At 66.6% G+C, this 24,781-nt stretch carries 19 protein-coding genes; 13 read left to right on the forward strand and 6 right to left on the reverse strand.

Going from position 1 to position 24,781, the window contains the following annotated elements:
* Positions 1-54 precede the first annotated feature (54 nt).
* A complete protein-coding gene (locus tag U5A65_RS04080) occupies positions 55-993 on the forward strand; it encodes a LysR family transcriptional regulator (protein WP_321945543.1) in 939 nt (312 codons plus the stop codon).
* A gap of 7 nt (positions 994-1,000) precedes the next feature.
* Here U5A65_RS04080 and U5A65_RS04085 read toward each other — a convergent pair whose 3' ends face one another.
* Positions 1,001-2,488, reverse strand: a complete 1,488-nt coding sequence (locus U5A65_RS04085; RefSeq protein WP_321945544.1) for a PLP-dependent aminotransferase family protein — start codon at positions 2,486-2,488, stop codon at positions 1,001-1,003.
* A gap of 122 nt (positions 2,489-2,610) precedes the next feature.
* Here U5A65_RS04085 and U5A65_RS04090 point away from each other — a divergent pair, with 122 nt between their 5' ends.
* The 5 genes from U5A65_RS04090 to U5A65_RS04110 all read left to right on the forward strand — a co-directional run bounded on the left by U5A65_RS04090 (position 2,611) and on the right by U5A65_RS04110 (position 8,542).
* Positions 2,611-3,249 (forward strand): FMN-binding negative transcriptional regulator, encoded by a 639-nt coding sequence (locus U5A65_RS04090; RefSeq protein WP_321934677.1) that lies wholly within the window; start codon positions 2,611-2,613, stop codon positions 3,247-3,249.
* Positions 3,250-3,574: 325 nt separating this feature from the next.
* Positions 3,575-4,495 carry an SMP-30/gluconolactonase/LRE family protein gene (locus U5A65_RS04095; protein ID WP_321908012.1) on the forward strand — a complete coding sequence of 307 codons (921 nt, stop codon included), beginning with the start codon at positions 3,575-3,577 and terminating at the stop codon, positions 4,493-4,495.
* Positions 4,492-6,039, forward strand: a complete 1,548-nt coding sequence (locus tag U5A65_RS04100; protein ID WP_321945545.1) for an altronate dehydratase family protein — start codon at positions 4,492-4,494, stop codon at positions 6,037-6,039. The genes U5A65_RS04095 and U5A65_RS04100 overlap by 4 nt, the downstream gene beginning before the upstream one ends.
* Before the next feature lie 71 nt (positions 6,040-6,110).
* Positions 6,111-7,385 (forward strand): MFS transporter, encoded by a 1,275-nt coding sequence (locus U5A65_RS04105; protein ID WP_321945546.1) that lies wholly within the window; start codon positions 6,111-6,113, stop codon positions 7,383-7,385.
* A gap of 41 nt (positions 7,386-7,426) precedes the next feature.
* Complete coding sequence (locus U5A65_RS04110; protein WP_321934681.1) at positions 7,427-8,542, forward strand: malate/lactate/ureidoglycolate dehydrogenase; 1,116 nt, start codon at positions 7,427-7,429, stop codon at positions 8,540-8,542.
* Between the two features lie 25 nt (positions 8,543-8,567).
* On the opposite strand, the gene U5A65_RS04115 is transcribed toward U5A65_RS04110, so the two are convergent.
* A complete protein-coding gene (locus U5A65_RS04115; RefSeq protein WP_321908006.1) occupies positions 8,568-8,972 on the reverse strand; it encodes a hypothetical protein in 405 nt (134 codons plus the stop codon).
* A 98-nt stretch (positions 8,973-9,070) separates the two neighbouring features.
* The gene (locus U5A65_RS04120; RefSeq protein WP_321945547.1) at positions 9,071-12,394 is read right to left on the reverse strand and encodes an adenylate/guanylate cyclase domain-containing protein; all 3,324 of its coding nucleotides are present in this window, start codon (positions 12,392-12,394) and stop codon (positions 9,071-9,073) included.
* Between the two features lie 208 nt (positions 12,395-12,602).
* On the opposite strand from U5A65_RS04120, the gene U5A65_RS04125 reads away from it, so the two are divergent.
* Positions 12,603-14,831 (forward strand): SulP family inorganic anion transporter, encoded by a 2,229-nt coding sequence (locus tag U5A65_RS04125; RefSeq protein WP_321945548.1) that lies wholly within the window; start codon positions 12,603-12,605, stop codon positions 14,829-14,831.
* Here U5A65_RS04125 and U5A65_RS04130 read toward each other — a convergent pair.
* Positions 14,825-16,174, reverse strand: a complete 1,350-nt coding sequence (locus U5A65_RS04130; RefSeq protein WP_321945549.1) for an MFS transporter — start codon at positions 16,172-16,174, stop codon at positions 14,825-14,827. The genes U5A65_RS04125 and U5A65_RS04130 overlap by 7 nt on opposite strands.
* 364 nt (positions 16,175-16,538) lie before the next feature.
* Here U5A65_RS04130 and U5A65_RS04135 point away from each other — a divergent pair, with 364 nt between their 5' ends.
* From U5A65_RS04135 to U5A65_RS04150, 4 genes are all read left to right on the forward strand, one after another.
* Positions 16,539-17,465, forward strand: coding sequence for a LysR family transcriptional regulator (locus tag U5A65_RS04135; RefSeq protein ID WP_321908000.1), 927 nt, complete (start codon positions 16,539-16,541; stop codon positions 17,463-17,465).
* 150 nt (positions 17,466-17,615) lie between these two features.
* Positions 17,616-18,824, forward strand: a complete 1,209-nt coding sequence (locus U5A65_RS04140; protein ID WP_321945550.1) for a YbfB/YjiJ family MFS transporter — start codon at positions 17,616-17,618, stop codon at positions 18,822-18,824.
* A gap of 7 nt (positions 18,825-18,831) precedes the next feature.
* Positions 18,832-20,112: an MFS transporter gene (locus tag U5A65_RS04145; protein WP_321945551.1), complete on the forward strand. Its 1,281-nt coding sequence runs from the start codon at positions 18,832-18,834 to the stop codon at positions 20,110-20,112.
* Between the two features lie 29 nt (positions 20,113-20,141).
* Positions 20,142-21,245: a nitronate monooxygenase gene (locus U5A65_RS04150; protein WP_321907994.1), complete on the forward strand. Its 1,104-nt coding sequence runs from the start codon at positions 20,142-20,144 to the stop codon at positions 21,243-21,245.
* Positions 21,246-21,295: 50 nt separating this feature from the next.
* Here U5A65_RS04150 and U5A65_RS04155 read toward each other — a convergent pair whose 3' ends face one another.
* Positions 21,296-21,760: a RidA family protein gene (locus tag U5A65_RS04155; RefSeq protein ID WP_321945552.1), complete on the reverse strand. Its 465-nt coding sequence runs from the start codon at positions 21,758-21,760 to the stop codon at positions 21,296-21,298.
* Positions 21,761-21,862: 102 nt separating this feature from the next.
* On the opposite strand from U5A65_RS04155, the gene U5A65_RS04160 reads away from it, so the two are divergent.
* Positions 21,863-22,804, forward strand: a complete 942-nt coding sequence (locus tag U5A65_RS04160; RefSeq protein ID WP_321945553.1) for a LysR family transcriptional regulator — start codon at positions 21,863-21,865, stop codon at positions 22,802-22,804.
* Positions 22,805-23,141: 337 nt separating this feature from the next.
* Entirely contained in the window at positions 23,142-24,101 is a 960-nt protein-coding gene (locus U5A65_RS04165) for a hypothetical protein (RefSeq protein WP_415764296.1), read from the forward strand.
* Between the two features lie 91 nt (positions 24,102-24,192).
* Here U5A65_RS04165 and U5A65_RS04170 read toward each other — a convergent pair whose 3' ends face one another.
* On the reverse strand, positions 24,193-24,552 hold the full coding sequence (locus tag U5A65_RS04170) for a hypothetical protein (RefSeq protein ID WP_321945555.1): 360 nt from the start codon (positions 24,550-24,552) through the stop codon (positions 24,193-24,195).
* Between the last annotated feature and the right edge of the window lie 229 nt (positions 24,553-24,781).

The raw sequence follows: 24,781 nt of genomic DNA on the forward strand, positions 1-24,781 counted from the left end.
AAAAACCGGTGCTAGACTCAAAGCATCCTTAACCTGAATTCACAAGTGGCGACCGTGACCGACACCGTTCTGCCCGCCGATCTCGGCTTTTTTTCCACGCTCGCCTCCTCGGGCAGCCTGAGCGCCGCCGCACGCGAACTAGGCCTCACGCCCGCTGCCGTGAGCAAGCGGCTCGCGCAAATGGAAGAGCGCGCCGGCGTGCCGCTCGTGAACCGCACGACGCGCCGCATGATGCTCACGCCCGAAGGCGAGGTGTACCTGGAGCATGCGCGGCGCATTCTCGACGAGATCGACGAACTGGGTGAACTGCTCGGTGGCTCGAAGAAGCACCCCAAGGGCTTGCTGCGCGTGAACGCCACGCTCGGCTTTGGGCGCAGCCACATCGGGCCGGCGCTTTCGCGTTTCGTCGCGCAGTATCCGCAGGTTTCCGTGCAGCTTCAGCTTTCGGTCATGCCGCCGCCGCTCACGGAGGATTCGTACGATGTCTGCATCCGCTTTGGCGAGCCGCCGGATACGCGCGTGATCGCCCGGCGTCTCGCGGCGAACCGGCGTTTGCTCTGCGCTTCGCCCGCCTATCTCGCGAACCGGGGCACGCCGGCTACGCCGCACGACCTCGCGAAGCACAATTGCATCAGCATTCGCCAGGGCGACGAAGCGTATGGCGTGTGGCGGCTTTCGAACGAGCGCGGCAATACGCGCAAATCGGAAGCCATCCGGATCAATGGCAACCTCACGACCAATGACGGCGAGATTGCGGTGAAGTGGGCGCTGGACGGGCACGGCATTCTGATGCGCGCGGAATGGGATATCAACGAATATCTCGCGGACGGGCGGCTCGTGGTCGTGCTGCCCGAGTATGAAACGCCGGGCGCGGACATCTACGCCGTGTATGCGCAGCGGCATCAGCTTTCCACGCGCATTCGGGCGTTTGTCGACTTTCTCGCCATTGAACTCAGCAAGTCGCAGCGATATCCAGTAGCCCGAAATACTTGATCTCGCCTTATCTCGCCACTGAGGCGATCACGGCGGCAAGGCGATGCGCAGCCGCTTTCATTTGAGCGCTGCTAAAGCCGCCAAAGCCGAGGATCAGCCCCGGGCGCGCCGTGCCCGCCGCGAACATGGGCGACGCCGCGCGCACCGCGACGCCCGCATCGGCGGCGAGCCGGACTACGCGGTGATCGTCGAGTCCCGCTGCAAGCCAGAGCACGAGATGCATGCCCTGATCGCCGGGCTCGATCCACGCCAGATTCCGGGGCAATAGCGCTTCGAGGGTCTCGATCAGGCTGAGCCGCTGCTCCGCATAGACGTTGCGAACCTTGCGCACGTGCCGCTCCAGGTGCCCCTCGGTCATGAAGGCGGCCAGAACGTGTTGATCGGCAGTGGGCGGATGGCGGTCTACGAGTACGCGCGCGCCGCAGAACGCATCGACGAGATTGGGTGGCACGACGACATAGCCCAACCGGAGTGATGGAAAGAGGATCTTGCTGAAGGTGCCGAGATACACCACGCGATCCGGCGCGAGGCCCTGCAGTGCCGGAAACGGATAGCCCTCGTAGCGCAACTCGCTGTCATAGTCGTCCTCGACGATCCACGCGTGGGCCGAGCGCGCCCACGCGAGCAACGCCGCGCGCCGCGCCATGCTCAGCGGCATGCCGAGCGGATATTGATGCGAAGGCGTGACGAATGCCACGCGCGCTTTCGGCGCCATGCGTATGCCCGCCTCGACGTCGAGACCTTCGGCATCTACGGGCACGCGGACCATGGCGTCGCGGTAGGGCAGGCTTTCGAATATGGCGGTGACGCCACGGTAGGCCGGGTTCTCGACCCATGCCTGGTCACGCGGCCCGAGCAGCACCTGGCTGGCGAGAAAGAGGCCCTGCTGGGTGCCGCTCGTGACGATCACCTGATCCGCATCGCATCGCACCGAGCGGGACTTGCGCACATAGTCGGCGATGGCTTCGCGCAGCGCCCGCGCGCCAAGCGGATCGGCGTAACCGGTTGGCGAGGCCGGACCGCGCGCGCGCAAGCGGTTGCCGAGCCGGCGCCAGATATCGCCGGGCGCGGTCAGGCCCGTTGGCACCGAAATGGCAAACGGCACGGGAGGAAGCGGCTTGAACTCGCGTCCGATTCTGGCGAACGCTTCGGCGCGTTCCGGCAGCCCGGCTGCTTCCGCGTGGCGCGAAGTTGCGCGAGGCTCGCGCGCGGGCGGCGGCTCGGACAGCGCGAGCGCCACGCGCGTGCCGGCTCCCGCTTTCGATTCCAGGAAGCCTTCGGCGATCAATTGCTCGTACGCCTCGACCACCGTGCCGCGCGCGATCTGGAGCGAAGCGGCGAGCGCGCGCGTGGAAGGCAACGCGTCGGCGGGCCTCAAGTCCCCTTTGCGCACCGCTTCGCGCAGCGCCTCGGCCACCTGGCGGCTGAGATTGCCGGCCTCACGGTCCAGCGTGCCGAACGATGGCATTTCCGCGGCCTGCGCTGTTCTCGGCATGATACTGGTTCACTGGAATTTAAATAAACTGGATCTATAGAATAAACCACTTTTGGGGCAGACTTGGGCGTGTGGCAGCGCCGGCCACGCTATCCATTCACCTTACGAGCAGGGACACCCGCATGTACGTACCAGCCCATTTCGCCGAAAACCGCAAGGACGTGCTGCACGATTGCATTGCCCAACATCCGTTCGGCACGTTGGTCACGCACGGAGAAAGCGGGCTCGACGCCAATCACATTCCCTTCGAACTCGCGGCCGGCGAAGGCGAACTGGGTGTCTTGCGCGCGCACGTCGCGCGGGCCAATCCGGTTTGGCAGGACGTGGCCAACGGCGACGACGTGCTCGTGATTTTCCGCGCGGGCGACGCGTATATCTCGCCGAACTGGTATCCGAGCAAGCACGAGGCGCACAAGCAGGTGCCGACCTGGAATTACGTGGTCGTTCACGCGCATGGGCGCATCAGGATTCTCGACGACGAGCGCTACGTGCGCGGCGTGGTCGGCCGCTTGACGCGCACGCACGAAGCCACGCAGCCCAAGCCCTGGAAGATGGCCGACGCGCCCAAGGACTATACGGACACGCTCGTGAAGCTGATCGTTGGCGTGGAGATCGAGATCACGCGTCTGGTCGGCAAGAGCAAGCTCAGCCAGAACAAGGAAGAGCGCGATATTCGCGGCGCCGGCGAAGCGCTCGTATCGAGCGGCGAGTCCCGCATTGGCGACGCCATGCTTGCCGCTGCCGACGAAAAGACACGATAACGCATACCGGGCGCACAACAGCGGGCCGCGCCATGCAACGGGTGCGGTTCGCTGCAGGCGCAACATTTCCGAGGCACCGCCATACCGGTCCCGAGTTCTTCTACCTGCTCGAAGGCGAGGCGGTACAAAGCGGCTGGCGGCCGCCGGCGCGCTGCACGGTTGTCGCCGCGCGGGCCGATGAGCAAACGCGGGTAAACCACATTCCAGGCGCTTGAAGAAAATCTTCACAGGCCTATTCAACTAGTATTTAATAAACCGGCGCGGCAGTGAGCGACGGGTCACGCGCGTCGCCGTGACCTGACCCTGACGGTACGAGGCCGGAACGATGAATCCCCACGAATACGAAATCCACGATGCGCGTTTTCGCATGCTGCTGCAGCCCAACGCGCAGTTCGAGAAGCTCGCGGGCGGCTGCATGTGGGCGGAAGGGCCGGTGTGGTTTCCCGCCGGCGACTTTCTTGTCTGGAGCGACATCCCCAACAACCGCATGATGCGCTGGGTGCCCGGCATCGGCACCGGCGTGTTCCGCGCGAACTCGAATTTCAGCAACGGCAATACGCTCGACCGGGAATGCCGGCTCGTGACGTGCGAGCACGGTACGCGCCGTGTCACGCGCACGGAGCACGACGGGCGCATCACCGTGATCGCCGATCGCTTTGAAGGCCACCGGCTGAATTCGCCCAACGACGTGATCGTGCAGTCGGACGGCTCGATCTGGTTCACGGACCCCGACTACGGCATTCTCGGCGACTACGAGGGCTTTCGCGCGCCGAGCGAGATCGGCGGCTGCCACGTGTATCGCGTGGCGCCCGACACGGGCGTGGTGCAGCGCATGGCCGACGACTTCACGAAGCCCAACGGCCTCGCATTCTCGCCGGATGAAGCGCGGCTTTACGTGGCCGACTCGGGCGCGTCGCATATCGAGAACGGCCCGCATCACATCCGCGTATTCGACGTGGACGCGCAAGGCAGGTTGCACAACGGCCGGGTGTTCGCGGACATTGCGCCGGGCGTGCCGGACGGCATGCGCGTGGACGAGCACGGCAACGTGTGGACGAGCGCGGGAGACGGCATCCACTGCTATGCGCCCGATGCCACGCTGCTCGGCAAGATCCTCGTGCCGGAAACGGTCGCGAATCTCGTGTTCGGCGGCCCGAACCGCAATCGTCTTTTCATCGCGGCCAACACCTCGCTGTATTCGCTTTACGTTGGCGTGCGCGGCGCTTCCCAGGGAGACCGGCTATGACACTTCTCGACCCCGCTCAGCTTTCGGCCGCGCTCATTCTTCTCGACCGGCGCGACGACGTTGCCATCGCGCGCGGGCAGTTGATGCCAGGCTCGGTACTCTATGGCGACCACACGGTCGCGGGCATGATTCCGCCGGGCCACAAGGTCGCGCTGCGCGACATCGAGCAAGGCGAACCGGTGCGCCGCTATGGGCAGATCATCGGCTTCGCGAGCCGGCCGATCCGCCGTGGCGAACACGTGCATACCCAGAATCTCTCGATGGGCGATTTCGAGCGCGACTACGCATTCGGCGTGGATGCGCACGACACGCCCGCCGCTGCGCAGCCTGCGACGTTCCTCGGCATCCGGCGCGCGGATGGCCGCGTCGCCACGCGCAATTACATAGGCATCCTGACGTCCGTGAACTGCTCGGCCACGGTTGCGCGCGCGATAGCCGACCACTTCCGCCGCGATATCCACCCCGAAGCGCTCGAAGCGTTCCCTAACGTGGATGGCGTGGTGGCGCTCACGCACGGCGAAGGGTGTGCGCTCGCGGCAGAGGGCGAGCCCATTACGGTGCTGCGCCGTACGCTCGCGGGCTATGCGCGTCACGCCAACTTCTATGCCGTGCTGATCGTTGGTCTTGGCTGCGAGACGAACCAGATCGACGGTCTCGTGGAAGCCGAGCAACTGGAGCGCGGCGCGCGCCTCTCGACCATGACGATCCAGCAAACGGGCGGCACCGCGCGCACGGTTGCAGCGGGCATCGACCAGGTGCGCGCGCTGCTGCCCGATGCGAATCGCGTGACGCGCGAGCCGGTGGAGGCGCGTCATCTGATGGTCGGCCTGCAGTGCGGCGGCTCGGACGGCTACTCCGGCATTTCCGCGAATCCGGCGCTCGGCGCAGCGGTAGACAGACTGGTCATGCACGGCGGCACGGCCATTCTCTCCGAAACGCCCGAGATCTACGGCGCCGAACATTTGCTCACACGGCGTGCGGCGTCGCGCGAAGTGGGCGAAAAGCTCGTGGCGCGCATCCGCTGGTGGGAAGCGTATTGCGCGCGCATGGAAGCGAACATGAACAACAATCCTTCTGCCGGCAACAAGGCGGGCGGCCTCACGACGATCCTCGAAAAGTCGCTCGGCGCGGTGGCGAAAGGCGGCACGACACGGCTCGTCGAAACCTACGAGTACGCGCAACCCGTGCATGCGCGGGGGCTCGTGTTCATGGACACGCCCGGCTACGACCCTGTGTCCGCCACGGGCCAGGTGGCGGGCGGCGCCAATCTGATCTGCTTCACGACGGGACGCGGCTCGGCCTACGGCTGCGCGCCTTCGCCTTCGCTCAAGCTCGGCACGAACAGCGCGCTGTGGCGGCGCCAGGAAGAGGACATCGACCTGAACTGCGGCCGCATTCTGGACGGCGAGCAAAGCGTGGACGAGACGGGCGCCGCGATCTTCGCGCTGATGCTCGCGACGGCCTCCGGGCAGCGCACGAAGAGCGAGCTGCACGGCTACGGCCAGAATGAATTCGTGCCCTGGCATCTGGGGGCGGTCATGTAACACGGGAGCGATTCGGACAGGCGCCGCAACTCGATGGAGGCACGACGCCACATTCAGAAGGAGTGCTTTCCATGAAGGAAAAGTCGCGCTGGCTGGTCATTTTCTTCTGTTTTCTGGCGATTGCAGTGAACTACATCGACCGCGCCAATCTCGCGGTCGCCGCGCCCCACATCATGAAGGACCTCGGCATTGGTCCTGCCGCCATGGGGCTGCTGCTGAGCGGCTTCTTCTGGACTTACGCCGTGATGCAGTTGCCCTACGGCTGGTTCGTCGACCGGGCCGGCGCGCGCATCGCGTTGCCGTTCGCCGTGGGCTGGTGGTCGGTGTTTACCGCGGCCACCGCGGTAGCGGGCGGCTTCGCGGCGATGTTCGGCTGCCGGCTCATGCTCGGCGCGGGCGAGGCGGGTGCGTATCCGTCGTGCGCGAAACTCGTTAGCCAGTGGTTTTCGCGCGAAGAACGCGCGCTTGCCACGAGCATTTTCGATAGCGGCTCGCGCGTGGGCTCCGCGCTGTCGCTGCCGCTCGTTGCCGCGATCATGGCCGCGTGGGGCTGGAAGGCTTCATTTGTGATTACCGGCGCGCTCGGTTTCGTGTGGATCGTGGGCTGGCTCGTGATGTATCGGGAGCCTGAGGCACGCGCCGCACTCGATCAGCCGCGCGCCCCCGTGCCGGCCGCCGCCTCGATCCGCTGGAGCGGGTTGTTCCGCTACCGCACCGTGTGGGGCATGATGCTGGGCTTCTTCTGCCTGAACTTCGTCATCTACTTCTTCATTACGTGGTTTCCGAGCTATCTCGTGCAAGCGCGCGGCTTCTCGCTCAAGTCGCTTGGCACGCTCGGCACCTTGCCCGCCATTGCCTCGATCCCCGGCGGCTGGCTGGGCGGCTGGCTTTCCGACACGCTGGTCAAGCGCGGCTGGAGCCTGACGGCCGCGCGCAAGACCTGCATTGTCGGCGGCATGCTGCTTTCGTCCGTGATCACGCTCACCGGCATTGTTCAGGATGTCTATCTAATGCTCGCACTCTTCGCGGTTGCTTACGGGAGCCTCGCGGCCGCCGCAGCCAGCATCTGGTCGCTGCCTGCCGACGTCGCGCCCACGCCGCGGCACGTCGCCTCGCTGGCGGGCATCCAGAACTTCGCGTCGAACCTCGCAGGCATCGCGCTTACGACGTTTACAGGCGTGATGTTGCAGCTCACGCGCGGCTCTTTCACGATTCCGCTTGTTGTCGCCGGCGGGTTTTGCGTGCTCGGCGCGGTGAGCTATCTTGTGATAGTCGGGCGTGTGGAGCCGCTGCTGGCGCCCGAGGCCAAGGGTGTCGACGAGTCGGCCTACGCGCCGCGCGCCTGAGCGCCGCCTCTTGTTCCGCTGCCATACACAGGGTCACGTACATGTCGAATTCCACTGCTGCAAAAGGTTCAGAAGTCGTTGTCGAGGCTCGCGCGCTGCATGCTTTCGTCGTCGCCATCTGGCGCGCGGCCGGCAGCGAGGCGCGCGAGGCGACGCTCGTTGCCGATCATCTCGTCGAAGCGAATCTCGCGGGGCACGACTCGCACGGCGTGGGCATGATCCCGCGCTATATGCTGGCGTGCCGCGAAGGCGAGCTGAAACTGAACGCGCACGCGCAAGTCGCGCGCGACGCGGGCGCGGTGCTCACCATCGAAGCCGGGCGCGGCTTCGGGCAAGTCACGGCGTTCGAAGCGATGGAGCACGGCATCGAGCGTGCGAAGTCGCTCGGCGTGTGCGCGCTCGGTCTGCGCAATGCCCATCACATCGGACGTATCGGGCACTGGGCGGAGCAATGCGCGCGCGCCGGGCTCGTGTCGTTCCACTTCGTCAACGTCGCGGGCGACCCGCTTGTCGCGCCGTTCGGCGGCATCGACCGGCGCTTCGGCACCAATCCGTTTTGCGCAGCGTTTCCGCTCGAGGGCCGCTCGCCGCTGGTGCTCGACTTCGCCACGAGCGCGATTGCCGCGGGCAAAGTGCGCGTGGCCTACAACAAAGGCGTGGATGTACCCGCCGACGCGTTGATCGACAGCGACGGCCGCCCCACGCGCGACCCCGGCGCGCTCTTTAGCGATACCCAGCATGGCGCGCTGCGCGCGTTCGGCGGCGCGGTGGCAGGGCACAAGGGTTCGGGGCTTGCCGCGATGTGCGAGATTCTGGCCGGTGCGCTCTCGGGCGGCTTCACGACGCGCGAGCAAACCATCGTCTCCACGCACGCGATCGTCAATTGCATGATGTCGGTGATCGTCGATCCGGCGGCGTTCGACGCGCCCTCGCGCGAGGACGAGGCGCTCGCATTCGTCGAATGGCTCAAGGCCACGCGGCGCGCGGCGGGTGTCGACGAGATCCTGCTGCCCGGCGAGCGCGAGGACGCAACACGGCGTGCGCGCGAGGCGCACGGCATTCCTGTGGATGCGACGAGCTGGGCGCAGATTGTCGATGCCGCGCGCATGGCGGGCGTGACGGATGCGGAAATCGCGGCGTGCGAGCAACCCGGCTAACTGCGACGCACCAACTACCTGCCGCTCACTCGTCGCACTTCACCTCGCTCTTGGGCGCGACGATGATCACGGGGTAGGTGCCGCGATCGAGTTCCACGCGTACGACGACAGCGGTGGTAGCGGGGTCGCTATCGTCGTACACGCTCACCTTCTCGTTCTTCAATAGCGTGACGCCCGTGCAGCCGGACGCGTGGCTGTCGTCGTCGGCGATCTTGCATTGGATCTCGTTTTCCTTGAGGTAGCGAATGCGGTCGCGGTCGGGCGTAGCCAGATAGTCGCGCACGCTTTGCGCCGAGCCTGCAACGCCTGTGACGTAGCCGATCGCGCAATCGCGCTTCGAATTCGAATCGCCCGACGACGTTTGGGCAAGGGCGGGAACGGCGGCCAGAGCGATGGCAGCGAGGGCGCACGAGAGGGTGAGGCACTTCATGGGTGTTCTATTGCCGCAAAAGTGGAATGCGCGATTTTAACGCTTGCGCGCAATTCGCTATCGGGCCAAACGCACCGCATGGCGGTGGTCCGCCCGCTTCAAGCGGCAAGCGCTGCATCGACCGCGGCCTGGTATTGCTGGAAGCCAGCCTGCAACAGCACGCTTTGCACGCGTGCAAGCTCGCACCGCGCGGCTTCGTCAGCGCGCTCATGCAGGGCGCTCGCGAGCGCGCGTCCGCGCGCCGCGAACAGGTCGGCCCAGGGCAGCGGTTCGCGCCGCGTGTAGTTCTCCAGCGCGCTCACATAGCGCAGCACGCCGGCCGGATCGCGGGCCGCGAGCATCGCTTCGATCGCGTCGCGATAGAACCAGAGGTGGTTGTGGCCAACCGCGCCGCGGCGCAGAAGGTCCTCACCTTCTGCGAGGAGCCGCAGCCGTTCGTCATGCTCGTCGACTGCGCCGGCGAGCGCGCTCAGGGCCTTCGGTGCGCTGAACTGCGTGCCCACCTCGCGCGAGATCGCAATCGCCTCACGCAGCGCTTCGAGCGCTTCGCTGCGGCGCCCACTGGCGAGCCAGACGCGCCCCTGCATTTCCACGTTCTGCGCCTCGAACCGGCGTGCGCCCAATTGCCGGATCACGCGCCGCTCCAGGTCCAGATGGACCTGCATGGCCTGCATATCGCCCAGCTCGTAACAGGAGAATACGCCGAGCGTTTCGCCCAGCAATTGCGCGCGCGGCTGCCCGACCAGCTCGGCGGCGCCCACGGCGGCGACAGCGTCTTCGCGCGCCTGCCGCGGGTCGTTCAGATAAATGCGGCTGAAGCCCTGCATCGACCGGTTGGCGACTTCGATCCGGCCGCACCCGTGCTCGCGGCTCAACGTCACGCAATCGCTGAAATGGCGGAACGCGGTACGCATGCGCCCTTGCGCGTACGCGGCATCGGCGAGGCCGCCCAGCGCGCGGGCCTCTGCCTCCGGCAGGCCGAGGCGACGCGCATAAACAAGTCCGCGTTCGTGCTCGGTGCTGCAGGCATCGATCTTTCCGAGCGGAAAGTAGATGTTGCCGCGCAAATAGTGAAGGCTCGCGAGTTCGGCCACCCGGTCGTCGCGCTCCGCGATCCGCTGCGCAGCGTCGAGCAGGTCTAGCGCTTCGTCGAGCCCTTCGCTCACGCGCAAGCCTTCCGCGAGCCCGAGCTGGCAGCGGCACAAACTGGCGTCGTCGGGGGCGGCCGCGAGCGCCGCGCGCCAGGTCTCGATCGATCCCGCAATGTCACCCAGGTCGCGCTGGAGTTCGCCCTTGCAACAGGCCAGGGCGTGGCGGTCCGCCTCTGTCTGCGCGATCTCGAGGCCGCGCTCGGCGAGGCGCAGCGCGGCTTCGAGCAGGTGGGCCGCGCGCTGTGCGAGCGCGGCGGCCAGGTAGGCCTGCGGCGCGCGTTCGTCCTCGGCGCGGTCGAGATGCTGGGCGTGCAGCGTGGGGTCGCCGTGCGCAAACCAGTCGGCCGCGCTGCGGTGCAGCTCGCGCCTGCGCGCGCGCAGCAGCGTCGAATAGGCGCTTTCCTGGATCAGTGCATGGGCGAACAGGAACTCCTCGCCCTCCGGCAACACGAGCGCATTGGCGAGCAGACCGTCGCAGACGTAGCCGGGATCGTCGATGAGCCGCCGCAACAAGGCGAGGTCGAAGCGCTGGCCGATCACGGCGGCCGCCTGGAAGGCGAGGCGGTCGTGCCGCGCGAGCCGGTCCATGCGCGCGAGCACGAGGCTGCGGATCGAGGCGGGCACGGCGCTGCCGCTGCCTTCCTCGACGTTGCGCAACAGCTGCTCGAGGAACAGCGGGTTGCCGCCCGCGCGCTCGATGCACGCGAGCGCCACGCGCTGCGTCGCGTCGATGAAGTTGCCCGCGAGGCTCAGCGCCTCATCCTTGCGCAGCGGCCCGAGATCGATCGTCGCGAACGGCGTGTCGCGGCAGCGCGCGCGCCACGTCGCATCGATCGGATCGCCTTCCACGCGCGAAGTCGTCACGAGCAGGCCCGGACCGTTCGCGATGCCCGAGGCGAAGGCCGAGAGATAGTCGAGCACTTCGGGGTCGGCCCAATGCAGGTCTTCTACGACGATTAGCGTTGCCGCGCGCCGGCAGGCGTCGTCGGTCAGTCTCGCCGCGAGCGCCTGCTTGCCGCGCTTGCGCGCGCCGTGGTCCATCGCGTCGTAAAGGGCGCGCCACTCGTGCGCGAGCGGCAGGTCGAGGAGGTCGTGGACAAATGCGCGCTGTTCGGCCTTGACGACGCCTTCAGCGGCGAGACGATCGGCGGCGGCCTGGCGCGCGTCGCCCGAAGCGCCGGCCGGCAGGCCGAGCAGGCTGGCGACGATCGTGTGCACGGGGTCCTGCCCTTTGCCCACGCCGAAATCGAGCACGAGCCCGCGGTGGATCTCGAAACCCTGCGACTGCGCGTAGCGGCGCATCTCGTCGACAAGACGCGTCTTGCCGATGCCCGCTTCGCCGCGCACATGGACGATGTGGCCGGCCCGCCTCGCCATGCACGCGTGGACGATACCGTGAAACTGCTCGAGCTCGGCCTGACGTCCGACGAAAAGGCTCTGGCTCGCCTTGGCCGACTCGCTCGCCGGGTCGTTCGAAATCGCGCGCAGCCGCCATGCGCGCAGCGGCGTGTCGATGCCTTTGAAGCGCTGCTCGCCGAGCGCGTCGCACACGGCGGCGTCGCCGAGCGCGCGCGCCACGTCATCGGAAAGCCAGGTCTCCCCGGGCGCCGCCGCCACCTGCAGCCGCGCGGCCAGGTTCACCGGATTGCCGGTCACAGTGTAGTCCCGCGCGTCGACGCAGCCGAGCGCGCCCGCGACGACTTCGCCGCTCGCGATGCCGATATGCGCCTGCAGCGTGCGCGCCGCCTGCGCGCTCAGCTGCGTCAGCGCCTCATGGATGTCGAGCGCCGCACGCGCCGCGCGCAGCGTGTCCGTCTCGTGCGCGCGGGGCGCGCCGAACAGCGCCATGACCGCGTCGCCGATGTGCCTGTCGGTCGTGCCGCCGTAGGCGAGCACGATACCGTCGACGAGCGCCGTGAAGCGGCCGATCAGCGCGCGCAGTTCCTCCGGATCGAGCGTGCGCGAGAGCGCGGTGAAGCCGCAGAGATCGGCAAAGAGGATCGTGACCTGCCGGCGCTCGTCCGTGGGGATGTCCCCAGCGTCGGGTGCGGTGGGTGTGTTCGGCGTCTGCGCCTGCGGCCCGGACGCCGGCGCCAGGCCCTGCGCGGCGGCAGCGAGGATGCGTTTGCGATGGCCGAGCGACTGCACCCCGAGCTCCCTCAGGTCCGCGTCGGTCAGCTGCGCGAGCAGCGACAGATCGATATCGTTTGCCGCGAACGCGGGTGCGTACTGCTCAAGTCCGAGGGCGCGCAGCCATTGCTCAGTATCCATGTTCGCCGTCTGGATCCCATGCCGCTCGCCCGATGCGAACCGCCGCGAGCCTGTGGGCACTCGTGCCGATGAATATTCAGTGTAGGCGCGCGCCACGCGCCGCGTATGGCCTGCTTCCGGCGTTTGACAGGCTTTCGATTGCGGACGGATACTGGATCGCACCCCATCGCTCCCCAATCGCGCCTCGCGCATTCCACTGAGCATTCACGTGAAGCCGGGCAAGACCGCTACCGTCGCCGCCGCCCCGCCGCGCTCGCGTATGGCGGCGCTGCCCGGCGATCTGGCGGCCGGCGCGGTATCGGCGCTCGTCATGCTGTGCTACGCAATGAGCCTCGGCACGATGATCTTCAGCGCCGATCTCGCCCGCTACGCGATGCTCGGCGTGCCCACCGCGCTCGTCAGCTGTGTCGTCACGGCGCTTGTGATTGCCTTGACTAGCTCGATGCGTCTGAACATTGGCGGCCCCGACAGCAATGCGGCTGCGTTTCTCGCGGGGGTGGCGGCGGGCGTGGCGAGCAGCGTGCGCGCGGACGGCGGCTCCCCGCAGACGCTCCTCCTCACCGTGCTGATCGCCATCGCGCTGTGTTCGCTCGTGACCGGCGTCGTGCTTTACGCGATCGGCTCCTCGAAGCGCAGCCGCTCGCTGCAGTTCCTGCCTTATCCGGTCCTCGGCGGTTTTCTCGCGGGCACGGGTTATCTGCTGCTCGCCGGCGCATTTCGCGTCATGACGGGCGAGTCGCTGCAATGGCACACGCTCGCGCTGTTGACCCATCTTCACTGGCTCGCCTGGCTGCCCGCGCTCATCGTAGGCGTGCTGGCCACTGTCCTCATGCGCAGCTGGAAACACGTTGCGGCGCTGCCGCTCACGCTCGCCTTCGGGATCGTCCTTTTCTACGTTCTGCTACATGCTGCTGGCTTGTCGATCGATCAGGCGCGCGACATGGGGCTGCTGCTGCCGCGCGTGGCGCTGCGGCTCACGGGCATACCGGAGCTGCACTTGCGGGCGCAGCTCGCGCAGGGTGGCGTCGACTGGACAGCGATTGCCTCTCACCTCCCCGAAAGCCTCGTGGTCACGTCGGTTTCGGCCGTCACAATCCTGATGAATTCGACGGCGATCGGCGCGGCAACGGGCGAGGAAGTCGATCTGAACCGCGAAATGAAGGCTGCGGGCCTCGCCAATCTCGCGAGCGGACTGTTGGGCGGCATGGTGGGTTATCAATCGTTCAATCGCTCGATGCTCAATGCGCGCGTTGGCGCGACGAGCCGCATGGCGGGCGTGTTCGCATCGCTCGCGTGTCTCGTCGTGCTGGCGTCGTCGCCAGGTTTTGTCGCGCTCTTTCCCGTGCCGGTGCTCGTCGGCCTCCAGCTGTTCATGGGGCTGCGCCTCATCGTGCAGTGGGTTGTCGGCGCATGGACGAAGCTCGCCTGGTACGAGTACCTGCTCGTGCCCGTCATTCTCGGCACGATCGCGGCCTGGGGCGTGATTGTCGGCGTAGGCGCGGGCGTGATCGCCGCGTGCATCATGTTCACGCTGCTCTACGGCCGCGTGAGTTGCATACGCATGGAGTTCGACCTTCGCACCCGCAGATCGAATGTCGAGCGCAACATCGAGGAGACCGAAGCATTGCGCGCACTCGGCGCGCAGGTGTGCGGAATGTGCCTGCAAGGATTTCTTTTTTTCGGCACGGCCAATTCGATCCTCCAGCGCATACGGGAGCGGCTAGCCGCGCGCGACGCGGTGCCGGTTCATTTCGTCGTGCTCGATTTCGCGTCGACGCAAGGCATCGACGCGTCGGTTTCGATCAGCTTCGTCAAGCTGCGGCAGCTCTGCGCGGCCTTGAACGCGGACTTGATCCTGACCGCGCTGCCGCCGCGCTCGCGCGACCTGCTGACCAAAACCGGCACGCTCAATCTGCGCATTCGTGAATTCGACACGCTCGATGCGGGCCTGGAATGGGTGGAAGACCAGTTGCTCGCGTCAAGCGCGTTCGCGCCGAAGCGCGGGGACGACCTGAACGCATTGCTCGCGCTGCATTTCACGGCCAGCGCGCTGATCACGCTCTCCACCCGGCTCGAAGTGCACGATCTGCAAGCGGGCCAGGCGCTGTTTCTTCGTGGAGATCCCGGCGACGCGCTGTACATCATCGAGCGCGGGCGCGTCGCCGTTTCGCTGCCGCTCGGCAACGGGCGCTCGGTGCGGTTGCGCGCCTGCCTTCCGGGTACGGTCATCGGGGAAATGGCCGTGTATACGCAGCGGCCGCGCAGCGCGGATGTGTTCGCCGAGGTGCCGACGCGGGTGCGCAGGTTGTCGCTGGCCGCGCTCGTTGCGCTGGAGCGGGACGACCCCGCAGCCGCCCAGCAGTTTCACCGCTTTCTGGTGAAGGTCATTGCGTCGCGCCTCGCCCTCGCCACGGAGGCTCTGCGCGCGGCCTACTGAGCGGTGGGAGCCTGCCAGTCGCGTACGCCTTCAGTGGCCTCTTCATGCAGGTGATCGTCGAGCGATATCCGCGACGTTTCCGGCAAGGACATGCCGCCAACCAGCGCCAGCAGCGAGACGGCGATCAGGTAGAAAGCGGGCGAGATGTTGTTGCCCGTCGTCTCGATCAGCCAGGTGGCAACGAGCGGCGCCGTTCCGCCAAAGATCGTATAGGCAAGGTTGTACGTGATCGCCGAAGCGGTATAGCGCGTTCGGGTCGGAAAGACTTCGGACAGCAGGGCCGCCGTGACCACGCCCGACAAGACCGCGCCGACCGCGAGCATGGCTGCGCCAAGCAGTGCGGAGCGGAAATCGCCTGACCCACCGAGCACGAAAGAAGGGTAGACCGCGGCGATCAGGATGGCGCATACCGTGAAAACGGTTTTGCGTCTTCCCACTGCGTCCGAGTAGAGGCCGGCAAGCGGGCAGAGTGCCGCGGCGAAGACCAGCGCGATTACCGTGATCAACAACGCGCTGGCCCGGCTCAGATGACCGACTACCTGCAGATACGTGGCGAAGTAGGTCGTAAAGGTATAGAACGAGAGCGCAGTGACGGAAACAAAGGCCCCAAGGCGCACAATCGCGCTTGCTTGGGTCTTGAGCGTTTCACGCAGCGGGGCGTGGGCCAGGTCGTGATCGTGTTCGACTGCGGCGAACGACGGCGTTTCGCCAAGGCGCGTGCGCAGATACAGTCCGACGAGGCCGATAGGCGCAGCAGCGATGAACGGGACTCGCCAGCCCCAGTTGCTCATTGCCTCTGCGGACAGCAGGGCGTCCAGTCCGGATGCCACCACGGCGGCGCTCGCGAACGAAAGGAACGTGGAGACCGGAATGAAGCTGCCGTAGCGCGCGCGCTGGTGCTTCGGCGCATGTTCCATCAGATACGCGCAGGCGCCTGCGTACTCGCCGCCGGCGGAAAAGCCTTGCACGCATCGCACGATCGCGAGCAGCAACGGTGCGAGCATGCCGACCGATGCGTAGGTCGGCAGCAAGCCGATAACCGTAGTTGCACCTGCCATGATCAGGATGGTCATGGCGAGCGTTTTCTTGCGGCCTACCCTGTCGCCCACCACGCCGAAGAAAATGCCGCCGAGCGGTCTGAATGCAAAAGCGACGGCGAAAACCGCGAAGGTTTTCATCAACGCGATCGCGGGGTCGCCGTTCGGAAAGAATTGGCGAGTCAGCAGGGTTGCCAGAAATCCGTAAACGGCAAAGTCGAACCATTCGACGAAATTGCCTACCGCAGCGGCGATGATCACCTTGCGAAGCGTTTTTGGGTCCACGTCTGGCTGATACGCTTTCATGTTCTGGCCGTCCCTTATGCGTTGAATAAGGTGTGCGTATCACCATGAATGGCAGAGCCACTTGAGGCGAGCGGTTTAACGCTGAAGTCGCACGGTATTGGTTTGCACAGTAAATGCGACCATAAATGGCGCTCCTAGAACAAAGGCGACATGGTGACGCGCTGGAAGCGACATCCGGTTTTGCTGTCGCGCGATGACCAGACAATGCCGTTTTTTTGAATGGTTTTATTCAGCGAGAGCCGGTCGCTCCGGTCGAATCGCCATTGCCTTTTCGATTGAATGCGCCTGCACGACGTGCCAACCGGAATGCGCGTTCGTGATACAAGGTCACAACGCAAAGCGGCCACCCAACCAGAAATACGCAATGGACCGAATCGACGCCATGAAGGTTTTCGTCGCCACGCTCGACGAGGGAAGTCTCGCGGGCGCGGGCCGCCGCCTGGGCCGCTCGCCCGCGGCGGTGAGCCGGGCCATTGCGTTCCTGGAGGAGCACACCGGCACGCCGCTCTTGTACCGCACCACGCGCACGATTCGGCTGAGCGAGGCGGGCGAGCGCTATGCGCTCGCATGCCGGCGCATTCTGGCCGACCTCGAGGAGGCGGACTTGCTCGCCGCCGACGAGCGCTCCGCGCCGCGCGGGCTGCTCGGCGTCACGGCGGCGGTGGCGGTGGGCGAAGAGGTGCTGCGCCCGATGATCGACGAGTTCATCGACCGCCACCCCGAGGTGTCGATCCGCCTGCACTTGCTCGACAGGCCCGCAAGCCTGATCGACGAGGGCATCGACGTGGCGTTGCGCATTGCGCATTTGCAGGACTCCACGCTCGTCGCCATTCCGGTGGGCGAGGTGCGGCGCGTGGTGGTCGCTTCGCCCGGCTATCTCGCCACGCATGCGGCCATCGAGGCGCCCGCCGATCTCGCGAGCCACCCGATCATTTCGATGACGCATTTCGGGCTCGACTCGTGGAGCTTCCCGGCCGCGCGCCAGACGGCGCTGCCCCAGGTCGTGCAGTTCTCGCCGCGCTTCATCGTGAACACGATACGCGCGGCGCGAGCTTCGGCCGTGGCGGGGCATGGGCTCACGCGGCTCTTTTCGTACCACGTGGCCGAGGAGGTCGAGGCGGGCAGGCTCGAGATCGTGCTGCGCGACAGCGAGCATGCGCCGCTGCCCGCGAATCTCGTCACGCCGCACGGGCGTCTTTCGGTGCCCAAGGTGCGCAGTTTCGTCGATTTCGCCGCGCCCCGGCTGCGCGAGTACTTCGCGCAGGCCCGGCGCATTACCGACGCCGATTAAGCGATATTCGACGTGGCCGCCATACGCGCATTCGTTCGCGGCGCGGAAGAATGACTTCCGTACTGCGGCGATTCTCCCGCCATTCGATCTAACCTAGACTGACTCCCATCTTCAGCAGGTGCTTCATTGCCTCGCTTGCCGGGAGTCGTCATGCATCAAGCCGTTTCGAATCCGTCCACGCCTGCCGCCTACAACGTGTGGCGCGGCACGCTCGCCGGGGCCAGCGCCAGCCTCATCGGCATTGGCCTTGCACGTTTTGCCTACACGCCGCTGTTGCCCGCCATCATCGGCGCGCACTGGTTCCCCGCCTCGACCGCCGCCTACCTCGGCGCCGCGAACCTGGGCGGCTATCTGGCCGGTGCGCTGCTCGCGGGCGCAATGGCTCGCGCCGCGAGGCCCGCCACCGTGCTGCGCGCGATGATGCTGCTCGCGACGCTCGCCTTCGCCGCCTGCGCGGTGCCCGTTTCGTTCCTCTGGTTCTTCGCCTGGCGCTTCGCCTCGGGCCTGTCGGGCGGCGCGCTCATGGTGCTCGCCGCGCCCACGATCCTTGCGCACGTTCCTGCGGCGCGCAGGGGCTTTGCGAGCGGCGGCATCTTCACGGGCATCGGGCTCGGCATTGCGGCCTCGGGCACGATCGTGCCGATCCTGCTGCGCCAGGGCCTGAGCGCCACGTGGCTCGGGCTCGCCGTCGTCTCGGCGCTGCTCACGGCCGTGGCGTGGAACGGCTGGCCCGAGCACGGCGCGAGCGCGCCCGCTCATACGCCTTCACGCTTCGAACACGCCAAGGCCTACCCCCGCGCGAAGCTGCGCGCGCTCTACGTCGAATACGGGCTGAACGCCGTGGGGCTCGTGCCGCACATGATCTTCCTCGTCGACTACGTGGCGCGCGGTCTCGGTCGCGGCGTCGATGCAGGCGCCGAATTCTGGGTGCTGTACGGCATCGGCGCGATCGTCGGCCCGCTCGCGGCGGGACATCTCGCCGACCGCTCGGGCTTCGCGCCGGCATTGCGCGCGGCGTATCTGCTGCAGGCCGTCGCGGTCGCCATTCCGGCGCTTGGCATGTTCGGCGCGCAGGGGCTCATGGTCTCCGCCGTGCTGGTGGGCGCCTTTACACCGGCCATCGTGCCGCTGGTGCTCGGCCGCGTGAACGAGCTGCTCGCGCATCATCCGTCCGCCGTGAAAAGCGCGTGGAGCCGCGCCACGACGAGCTTTGCCGTGATGCAGGCGGCCGCCGCCTACGGGCTGTCGTTCGTGTTCTCGTCGAGCGGCGGCAACTACCTCGTGTTGTTCGCCATCGGCGCTGCGGCTCTCGTGCTCGCGCTCTTTGTCGATCTCTGCTCCGCGCTGCGCGCCAAGTGAGGGCCAGGTGAATACCACCGCATCTTCCCCCGCCGCTGCGCTGCGGCAGGCCACGCCTGCGCCGCGCGGCTATGTGGAGCGCAATGCGCCGTACTGGCAGCGCAATCTCGTGGTGTGCGTGATCGGCTCGTTCACGACGCTCGTGAGCCTGAGCATGCTGCTGCCGTTCCTGCCGCTCTACGTGCGGCAGCTCGGCGTGAGCTCGCAGTCCGCCGTGATCCAGTGGTCGGGCGTCGCATTCGGCGCGACCTTCCTCGGCACGGCGCTTACCGCGCCGATCTGGGGGCGTCTCGCCGACCGCTATGGCCGCAAGCCCATGCTCGTGCGCGCGGCGATCGGCATGGCCGTGGTGATGTCGTTGATCGGCGTGGCGCACAATGTGTACGAGCTCGTCGCGCTGCGTCTGATCGCCGGTCTCGTGGGGGGCTATGCGTCGGCTTCCACCGTGATGGTCGGCACCCAGGCGCCGCGCGAGCGCGCGGGCTGGGCCCTCGGCATCCTTTCCACGGGCGCGCTGGCGGGCAATCTCGTCGGGCCGCTGGTGGGCGGCGTGCTGCCTGGCTGGATCGGCATTCGCGGCACCTTTTTCGCCGGCGGCGCGATGATCGCCGTGGCGGCGCTCCTGACCATCTTCGTGGTGAAGGAAGAGTTTCATCCAGAAAGCGACGCGAAGCCACACGCGCGCCATGCAGCAGCGGGTTCAGGCAGTGGCGCGCGCCGCCCCGATTACGCGGTCGTAGCCGCGCTGCTCGTGACCGCGATGATGGTGCTGCTCGCCAACATGTCGATCGAACCCGTCATCACGGTTTTTATCGGCAGTCTGGGCGTGGGCGCGGCGCATCTCGCGCGCGTGGCGGGCGTGGTCATGGCATGCTCGGCGCTTGGCAGCATGCTTACGGCGGCGCGCCTTGGCGCGCTCGCCGACCGCTTCGGGAGCTGGCGCGTGATCGTCGCGTGCCTCGTGCTCACGGGGCTCGCCATGGTGCCGCAAGCGTTCGTCACGCACTGGTGGCAGCTCGCGGGCCTGCGCGTGGTGATGGGCATGACGCTCGCGGGGCTCCTGCCTTCCATCGGCAAGCTCGCGCGGCAATCGGTAGACGAAAGCAAAACGGGCCGCATGCTCGGCTATCTGCAATCGGCGCAATTCAGCGGCCAGGTGGTGGGCCCGGTGATCGGCGGCGTGATCGGCGTTCACTTCGGCCTGCACGCCGTGTTCTTCGCGACCGGCGCACTGCTGGTCGCATGCGGTGGACTCGCGCACTGGGCGCAGCGCCGCGCTCACGCTTGAAAGTGGAACGCATCCGGAGGTAACGCAACATGAGCAGCACTCAAGTGGACGAACGCGCGTTGTTGCGCTCGCTCGGCATTCAAAAGCCGATCATTCAGGCGCCCATGGCGGGCACCACCACGCCCGCGCTGGCCGCCGCCGTGTCGAACGCGGGTGCGCTCGGCTCGCTGGGCGTGGCCGCGATGAGCGCGGAGAACGCGCGCAACGCCATTCGCCAGACGCGCGAACTGACGGCCAAGCCGTTCAACGTCAACGTGTTCTGCCATCGCCCGGCCACGCCCGATGCGGCGGTCGAGCGCGCGTGGCTGGACTGGCTCGCACCGGTGTTCGAGCAATACGGCGCCACGCCGCCGCAATCGCTTTCGGAGATCTACACGAGCTTCGTCGCGGATCAGGCCATGCAGCGCATGCTGCTCGAAGAAAAACCCGCGGTGGTGAGCTTCCATTTCGGCCTGCCGCCCGATGCGGTGATCGCCGAACTTAAACACGCGGGCATCCGTTTGTTTGCGAGCGCAACGAGTCTCGACGAAGCGGCCGCAGCCGTGGAGGCGGGCGTGGATGCCATCGTCGCGCAGGGCGTGGAGGCGGGCGGCCATCGCGGCGTGTTCGATCAGAACGCCCGCGACGACGGCCTTGGCACGTTCGCGCTCACGCGCCTGCTCGTGAGCGAGTTCGACGTACCCGTGATCGCGGCGGGCGGCATCATGGACGGCGCGGGCATTGCCGCCGCGCTGGCGCTCGGCGCGCAGGCGGCGCAACTGGGCACCGCGTTCGTGGCCTGCCCGGAGAGCGCGGCCGACGAGGGCTATCGCGCGGCCTTGCTTGGCGACGCGGCGCGGCATACCACCTTCACCTCGGCGATTTCGGGGCGCCTTGCGCGCAGCATCGTCAACCGGTTCACCGCACTTGGCGAGGACCCGAAGGCGCCGCGCATTCCGTCCTACCCGATCGCCTACGACGCGGGCAAATCCCTGATCGCGGCTGCGAAGGCCAAGGGCGAATCCGGCTACGGCGCGCAATGGGCGGGCCAGGCCGCGCCGCTCGCTCGCGCGTTGCCGGCGGCGGAACTCGTGGCGCAACTGGAGCGCGAGACGCGCGAAAGCATCGCGCGCTTGCAGTCCGTGTGGGGTTGAGCCGGGTCTGACTGCCGCCAACGTTTCGCCGCCCGCCGCAAAAGACGCGCTCAGGCAGGCACGATTTGCGCGATCACCACGAGTTCGACGGGCAAGTTCAGCGGCAGTTGCGAATGCGAGAACGCCGAGCGCGCGTGGCCGGCCTTCTCGCCGAGCGCGGCGGCGAAGAGATCCGATGCGGCGTCGAGCACGGCAGGCTGATCGAGAAAGCCTTCGGCGCTGCTCACGTGGCCTTCCATACGCACGATGTGATGCAGACGCTCGAAGCCGCCCAGGTGGCGCTTGATTTGCGCGAGCACGTTCAAGGCGGTGAGCTGCGCGGCCTCGCGGCCTTGTTCGAGCGTCAACTCCGCGCCCACGCGTCCGGTCCAGCGCAGCTTGCCGTCGGCGAGCGGCCCCTGGCCGGAGATGAAGAGCAGATCGCCCGCCTCGGAAGCGGCCGTGTAGTTGCCGAGCGGCTGCGGCGCGGCGGGCAGGGCGAGACCGAGATCGGCAAGTTTCTGTTCGACGGACACGATGTTCTCCTTGAGTGGTGGTGAGCATTCGCCTCATGTTGGCGCCTTCAGAATAGAGCGAAAACAGCGGGCGCGAATCGGAGCAGGCAGGAGAAAACGGGCATGCAACGCAAATTCGACGATCTGCTGCTGGGCAGCATCGAGCTGTTCTGCCAGGCGGCGGAACTGGGCAGCTTCACGCTGGCGGCCAATGCGGCGAGCGTCACGCCCGCTGCGGTGAGCCGGTCCGTCGCGCGGCTCGAAGAGCGGCTTGGCGTGCGCCTGTTCGTGCGCACGACGCGCCAGATCCGCCTGACCGATGCGGGGCGACGCTACTTCGAGCAGTGCCGCGAGGCGCTGTCGCAACTCGTCGACGCCGAGCGCGAGGTCACGGGCGAGCAGACCACGCCGGCCGGCGTGCTGCGCATCAGCATGCCCACGCCCTACGGGCACTATCGCGTGCTGCCGCTTTTGCCGGCGTTTCGCGAACGCTATCCGCAGGTGCAGGTCGACACGCACCTGAGCAACCGCAACATCGACTTCGCCGACGAAGGCTTCGACCTGGCGATTCGCGGGCGTGCGCCTGCCGATTCCAACCTGGTGGCCCGCAAGCTGGAAGACGCGGAGATGGTGGTGGTGGCCACGCCCGCTTATCTGAAGCGTGCGGGTACACCGAAGACCGTGGCCGATCTGCAGAAGCACGAATGCATACAGTTCGAACTGCCAAGTAGCGGGCGCCATGTTGTCTGGACGTTCGACGGCAATGCCAATGAAGATGGCGATGTGGCGACGAGCGGAAGTTACGGAACCTCCGGCGACGCGCTCGCAGGCGTGACGCTCGCGCGTGCGGGGGCGGGGCTCTTTCAGACGTATCGCTTCGTGGTGGCGGACGACCTGCGCGAAGGCAGGCTCGTTGAGGTGCTGCGCGAGGAGGGCGGGCGTACCCGGCCTTTCATTCTGCTGTATCCGCACGCGCGTTATTTGACGTCGCGCGTGCGGGCCTTTGTGGATTTTCTGGTGGAGCAACTGGCGGCGCCTGCGCCGCGTGCGAAGCGTGCAACATGAGGGCTCGGGCGACGGCCTGAATTCATTGCTTGCCAGGGAATAGCCCCGCCGCTGCTGCGTTTATGCAAGACGCGGGGCGCGCGAAGCATGGTGGGTTCACCGGCCGCGCGAGTCGTCATGGCATTGGCGGCCCGTCCCCGCGAGAAGGAGGTGTCAGATGAAAGCTTCTCGCTCGTTGTCTGCATGTCGTTCATACATCGGCAGGAACCGCACGGCGTTCGTGCCGCGACTGCGTCACCTGGCGTTGGGCGCCGGGCTCCTCGCCCTTTCACTCGGCGCGGTTAGCGTGGACGCCCAGCAAGCGATCCTGCCGCCGGCGTTTGCGACTTCATCGACTGTGCCGACCAATGGCGACGTCAATCCGTACGGCATTGCATTCGTACCGGCCGGCGTGCCGTCGTGGAGTCCGCTCAAACCCGGCGACGTGGTGGTGTCCAACTTCAATGCGCAATCGAATCTGCAAGGCACCGGCACGACGATCGTGAAGATCGTTCCCAATAGCCAGCCAGTGACCTTCTTCGCGGGGCACAACCTCGGTCTCACAACGGCGCTCGCCGTGCTGAGAAGCGGCTTCGTGCTGGTGGGCAACGTGCCGACCGCCGACGGCAAGAACGTCATCGCGCCGGGCTCGCTGCTCGTCATCAATCCGCAAGGCCGGCTCGTCAAGGAACTGAAAGATGCGCGCCTGCTCGACGGCCCCTGGGACCTCACCGTGATCGACGGCGGGCCATTCGTGAAGGTATTCGTCTCGGACGTGCTGAACGGCACCGTCGCGAGAATCGACCTCCTGATCGGCGAGAACGGCGTGACCGAGTTGCCGACCTCGACGATCGTCGCCTCGGGCTACCTGCATCGGACCGATCCGGCGGCGCTGGTTGTCGGCCCCACGGGGCTCGCCTACGACGGCCTGCGCGACGTGCTCTATGTCGCCTCGACCGGCGACAACGCGGTGTTCGCCATTTACGGCGCGGCGCTCGCGAGCCATAGCGGCGGAATGGGGCGGCTGATCTATCAGGACAACACCCATCTGCATGGACCGCTTGCCCTTGCACTCGCACCCAACGGGCATCTCGTCACGGCCAACGGCGACGCCGTGAACGCCGACCCGAAACAGCCTAGCGAAATCGTCGAGTTCACGGTGGACGGGCAATTCGTCGCTCAGATGTCGGTCGATCCCGCGGCGGGTTCTGCATTCGGGCTGGCATTTGGCATGGACAGCCAGCATCACTCGCAGTTTGCCGCCGTAGACGACGCCACCAACACGACGACGGTCTGGACGCTGCGCACCGGCAACTGATCAGCAAGCGCGCAACGTGATGACCCATGCCCCGCTCCGAAGCGCTGGAGCGGGGCAGGTGGTGGAAATTGCTTAGTGTGCCGAAAGAATATCAGGGCTTCACGACGTGCCACATGTCTTTGAAGCCGTCGCCGGTCATCTGTCCAGCGTGTGTGTCTTTCGAGTAGCGATAGAGGGGGTGGCCCTTGTAGGTCCATTGATGCTTCCCGTCTGCGGAAGCGATCAACCCCCAGTCGCCGCTGGCCTTGTCGTAAGGGTCGGCGAGCGCGGCTGGCCACATGGTTGCGCATGCGCCGGCGCACGCGCTTTTGCCCTGCTCGGTGTCCTTGTCGAACGTATAGAGCGTCATGCCGTCGTCGTCGACGACCATGCCGTTGGCCACTTTCGGCGGTTCCGCGAACACCGCAATGGGTAGAAAGCAAACCACGGCGCACAACAAGATTTTGGTCATGATTTCAGTCCTTGTAAAAACCCGCTGGGATACGTGATAAACGGCTGACGGCTGGCTTTCTTCCATTTTCGGTTCGTCGTTGGGAAGCGCTCCGCGGCGCGTGACATCCATTTTCTCGAGGGCAGGTGAAATGGCCGCCGCGCGCCCTACGTTCGGTGCCGAACACACAGCGAACAAACGGCGGATAAACGCGGGCCTATCGCGCACGTCGAGCCACCGGGCCGAAGGC

Source organism: Paraburkholderia sp. J10-1 (assembly GCF_905220165.1).
Classification (GTDB): domain Bacteria; phylum Pseudomonadota; class Gammaproteobacteria; order Burkholderiales; family Burkholderiaceae; genus Paraburkholderia.